This is a genomic window from Caballeronia arationis (assembly GCF_001544975.2).
Lineage (GTDB): Bacteria > Pseudomonadota > Gammaproteobacteria > Burkholderiales > Burkholderiaceae > Caballeronia > Caballeronia arationis.
Genome location: NZ_FCOG02000245.1, coordinates 1 through 5408 on the forward strand (window position 1 = coordinate 1; position 5408 = coordinate 5408).

The 5408-nt window shown below is 57.6% G+C and carries 2 protein-coding genes; both read right to left on the reverse strand.

Annotation, left to right across the window (positions count from 1 at the left end; all coding sequences use genetic code 11):
* Positions 1 to 1761 precede the first annotated feature (1761 nt).
* Positions 1762 to 2607 (reverse strand): hypothetical protein, encoded by an 846-nt coding sequence (locus tag AWB81_RS45370; protein ID WP_144444333.1) that lies wholly within the window; start codon positions 2605 to 2607, stop codon positions 1762 to 1764.
* 817 nt (positions 2608 to 3424) lie between these two features.
* On the reverse strand, positions 3425 to 4765 hold the full coding sequence (locus AWB81_RS40135; RefSeq protein WP_327373376.1) for a hypothetical protein: 1341 nt from the start codon (positions 4763 to 4765) through the stop codon (positions 3425 to 3427).
* Positions 4766 to 5408: the final 643 nt, after the last annotated feature.

The following is a 5408-nucleotide window of genomic DNA, read 5'->3' on the forward strand; positions in this document are numbered from 1 at the left end:
ATCAGTACCGAGCCCAGCAGTGTCATTATCGACGACGCGGAGGTGTGCTTCCGGCGTACCTACGGCTGTAGTACTAAGCGTTACTGAATTTTTTCCGGCCGTTTGACTGCACGAAGGACGTCGGTGTCGCTTTCGGCCGCCTCGCGACGAAGGCGGCCAATATACCGAGTGTCGGCAACGCGGGAACCAGTCACCTACGGGGCAGGCAAGGGGGATCGCGGGCGAGGCCGCGCGCTCCCACATAGTCGCCGAACGCCGTCACGACGGCGGCGCCGACTGGCACGAACCGTTCTTTCGAACTCCTTGCCCACGGCGAGACAGGATAGTCGACCCAAGTTCGACTCCGGCGTCGCGCATGCTGATACCGTCGTTGAAAGCGCAGCACAATTTCGAATGGCGGAGACCTGTGTTGTGCGCCAGCACAAGCGCGAATCCTATGCGCGCCGGCGGCGGCCATGTCGGGCAGAGCGTCCAACACGGGCGTGGTGAAGATCCACGCTACATTGGTGTGGCTCGGCGCCATCTGGCTCCGCGGCTTAGCGGCGCGCGCCGCTTATTTCCCGCGTCGTCGTGATGGCGGCGGAGGAGCATCTTGATCTACTTCGTGAACGCGTCGTTGTCGAGGTACTGCGCATTGACCAGATCGTCGAACAGTTTTTCAGGGCCGCGAGCGCATCCTGCGCGTTTTACCGGGAATCTTGGCGGCAAGGAGGGCGCGCTTCGAACGTTTTCCTCGCGGACGCGCATAGTCGCTGACAACTTGAGCCGATCGACGCGAATGTCGGGGCGCGTGCCGGCCGCGCTATCGCTGGCATGTCGCCTTGCTCAGAAGGGATCCAGCGCAGTCGCCTCGATGCCGGCGCAGGGTGGCGTCCGTCCGAGGAGTTCGCCTCCGACGAACTACCTCATCACAAGCCTCTGGACCGTGCGGATTGTTGCGGTAGCTGAACGCAAGGTACGTCGTTCGGCGGTCGGGGCGATTAGCTCACCCCTCACACGACTTCGAACGGCAGGACTTAGGACCCAGATGACGAAGAGCAAGGACAAGTCAAGCGAGGCGAGAGCGCTTGAGCGGGTCGCAAATGCAACACGGGAAGTACATCCGGCATCAGTTGCGCTCGAAGCACTTTTTTCGTGCGGCACATCACATGGCTTGAAGCGCCCGAGTTGGCGCGCTTTGCGGCCGCCATACAGAAACTGAAGGACGCTCGACAAGCGTTTTACGCGTTAAGAATTGAACGAGCGGCGAAGGGCGCCACGTGAATCGCTGGAGCGTCCAATAGCTTCGGGCCGGGCTATATCAAGTCTTGCCCCATCCAAAAAAGGCGTTCGAGGTTTTGACGGCCCGCTTATCGGCCTTAGCGGACTTTCACGATGGTCGCGGTCAACGTCGGCAGCCTACCGGACCTCGGACATTGCTGGTGTCTCACGGCACCCCAACTGACTGGGTCAGCGAATTCACACTTACGACCCACTTCGGTCGTTCGAGCTATCGGGAGATCGACGGCGGCTTCCAAGGGTATAACGGCCGTTTCACTGGTCAGGTTGGTTTGGCCGGCATACAGGGCGCTGGATTTCGCGTTGTACGCCGGCTACGCTAGTGCCCTCCAATTGGCCCGCTCGCATCGTTTTTAGCCAGATCCGCGAGGAATTCGGCGCGGCCTACGGCGAGCCGATTCTGGTTTATGAGCCCAATGACCTCGCAGACTTTCCTCTGAATGTTGCGACGTCTGGACTTTCTCACATTTCTGGCGACTTAGCTCATTCAGAAATCACCTCAACTTGTAAAAGCGCTTTCGATGATCCTCTTGAGCCATTGGTGTATTGCACATTGAAAGTTAACTCAAGGTACACCGACGTTTTGTCATGCTGACGAGCCAGTTGTGCAATCGTGGGTGGCAGATATATATTGTCGTCACGGTCAACTTGGCGCCGATCTTGTAGCACGAATGGACCACCCAAAATACGGATGCCGGTCGAGCCATCTAGTACGGTACCATCCGCCAATAACCATCGAATATCCTCTGAATCAACAGACGCCGCGATACCGCCAGATTCAACAAAAGTGTAAGTGACGCCTTTAAAGCCCCCTGGTTTGAGCGATACAGTACGCGGGTTGATGCTGAAGTTCATCCCTGGTTTTGAGCCGCTCGTCGATAGCTCGACCACAGGGGGCGGAACCGCTTGACCAGATTCTAATTTGGAGGCCGCTCGAAGTTGGCTGAGATAAGAGGCGGGAAGGTCAATATATCCGGCCTCCGCAAACCACCGGAGATTGCGAGCTCGCTGTATCTCCTGAGCAGCAGGCGACATTGCCGGCGAAACCTCGCTGGCTTTAAGGATCATAGTTGTTTCCTGTTGCCGTCTTGTGGACAGGTAATCTGCCCACTTACTCGCCGCGGTTCCAAGCAATCCTAAAGCTGCACCCACCAGTACGACTCCCGTGGGAGTCAAAAGAAAAGCCAAACCTGAATGAGCACCTTGGCTTTTTTTCCATTCAAACTCAGCTTGTGCGAGATCGAGTTGCTTACGTGCTAAGGCTTGGTCGACCCGTTTTAATCTGGTCTCGATCGCGAGTTTTTTACGCGCGAGCTGATCCTCGGTCATCTTCAAATCCTCCGGTAATAACGGTGAATTAAATCGGCCCCTCATCGACGTTCGAGTAGATCGGTTCGTAAAAAAGCCTTAACGGCAGCATCCGTACACATGGATCACTGTCCCTCTGCTGCCATTTGCCGTGTGAGATTCCGCGCATTCGCGTCTAATGTCTGCAAATAACAAAATGGACAAATCGGGAATCGCGCGCTGACAGACGCGCCCGTGACTTCGACCGCGAGCTGGCATGTTCATGGTTGATCAGTGCGGCGGGTAGCGTCATGACTTGACTCCAGGCTGCCGATGGTGGCATTCCACTGCGACGAGATGCTGAAGCGTGCTCTGATGCTGACGTCTAAGACCACGATGGGTTGCGTGTAGGTGTGGCCCTCATGATCCCTCGCACTCGCGAAGTGTTGCCGCGGAATTGGCGGGTGCGTTCGCTAATACTCGTCTGCGGGTTCACTCCTGTCAACGGCGGCCGGATATATTCGCCGTGCCAAGGTCCCTTGTTTTGGACAGATCCGTCGCTCGAATGTCCACGCGAGATCACAGGCGTATGGCCGCAGATGGCCGTCAAGACTCGTTCGCCGTCCCCGGCGCCGGCGATCAACTGCGCTGCATCGCGAATGACCGTAAAGCGGCGCGCTGCCGCCGCGCGGAAGATAGGCGGCGAGCGTCGCCTAAGGCCGATTATGCGTCGGACCGTGCTGTCTCAGCGACATCCGCTGGACTTCGCACGCCGCGTTGGGCTCACTCCTGGCATTTAAGCGCGCTAGCTAAGTAAAGTCGCGAGCACATTACTGAATTGAGGAGCGGTCCGCGAAAGTCAAGACATGTAACCCTGGCGTCGCGGATACCCTTCAACAGAGCCAACCGGGCGGGCAAAGAAGCGGGGAGGGAAATGCCGCATCGGATCTTGGGCGACGTGCTCCTCGAGTGCCTTCGCGTGGCATGCTTGGGCACTCGCATGCGCCAACTGGACCGAATAACGGTTTAAAGCAACAACCGCCTGCTGCAAGAGCTCTAGCGCTTTCAGTTCGTTCAATCGGCCAGTGCGTGCTTTGCCTGCGAGCGTCTTGATCAATGCCTCCACGATCGGTTCGATGCCGTCAAGGTTGTCGAGGGTCGTCACGGATCTGAAGGAGCGCGGGAACGAACGTGCCAGCGGGGCTGCAGCATCGGGAAGCGATTCGAGCCCTGTTTGGAATGAGGCGTCGCTTTCCGCAGACGGGGGATTAGCAAACTCAGTGGCGGTTTTGCTGGCACGGCCTCGTTCGATGACGACGATTGCCTCCTCGATAGCGGCCCCTGTCGGAGCATGCAGGTTTTCATCGACAGGTGTGATCATCGGGACGCGCGCGGTGCGTACGATTCCGAGATCGACGTTCGCTCCCGCGTCTTTTTTCGCGGCGGTCGGGGCCGGTAGTTGCGCCTGAGATGCCTTGCCGCGGGAAGTAGGGCGAAGCATGTCGGACACGGATTCCGGAATGTCCGCTTCCGAACGCGGCGTGTCCAGCCAGCCGGCTGGCAAGCCAAGACGTTCCGTGAATCGTTTCGCTTCGGCATCGTCCATGCGTTTTTTGCCATGCAGTCGATGGGCCATGTTGGAGCCGGTAAGCGCCATGATCGCCCCAAGCTTCACTTTCGAGCCGTTGCGTGTCGTGAGCACGTGAACGTTGGCGCGCCGAATGGTTTCTACCTCCGCGCTGCCATCCAGCCCTAGCGATTGTTGTTCGCTGCTTTGCGGCGAAATCTTCGCATTGCCGGGTCTGCCGTGTGGCGAGTTGCCAGCGCTGGACCGTACGACGGCCCTTGGCGACGCGCCAGTGGTTTTCTTTGCCATTTCCGGCTCCTCACGCAAGCGATTATTAAGAGATGACTTTTGGCTGACTGTTGGGACGAAATCCCGTTCAGTCATGCTGGACACCATTTCGAGATCGACGTCCGTTTGAACGAAGTCCAAGGGGGACCTCAAACGGGCGACAATCTCTGGCCCGAGCACCGGGTCGGGGTCGTCAAAGAAACCGTGTGGCAACCCAAGCGTCGTTTCCATATGAAAGGCCGTTTCGGGCGTGAATCTTTCGCCCTTCATCAGCTCGGCCACGCGCTTCAAGCTGGATTCAAGCCCTAGCGCGACGTTCTCCGCGCCGACCATATCAACCAGCAACTAAAACGATCGCGTCTTGAAAATAGATGCAGTTTCGCCAGGCTCTCGAGTAGATTGCCCCTTTAGGTATGGTCGCCCCTGTCGTTTGATCGGCGATTTTTTGACGGGACGCGGTTGGCGTTGGTCGCTGTTTCGAGAACCAGAATATCGACCGCGCGGTTGACTCATGAATAGGCTCCTGCCCTTGCTCGGGCTGTCTTCATATTATAAACGAGGCGGTGCTCGTCATCTGTTAGCCAGGCGCTGTAATGCTTGAGCCACAAGTCCTGGGTGTTCGTTCGGTGGCAACCAGCTGACAGCGCGGCGGGGATCAGGCTTCTCGGATTGAGCATTGGCTGGAGGGACTTTGACAACTCAGGGACCGTGCTCGCGCTAGGCGCCTTTCGAATTCTATTCGTTTGAGGCGCTCGGTCACAAGATGCAGCTCTTTCAGTTCGCATCACTCTTCGTTTCCTATGTGAACGGTGGCATAGTTCGGAGATGACATCCTAAAGGAGACCTTTATGGCCACCCTAGAACAAATCCAAGGAAAAATGAAACGACTTCAAGCGCAGGCCCAGGCCCTGATCGCAAAACAGGCGCAGACCGTGCTTGCTGACATCCGAAAGCTCATGGACCAGCACGGATTGACCACAGCCGATAT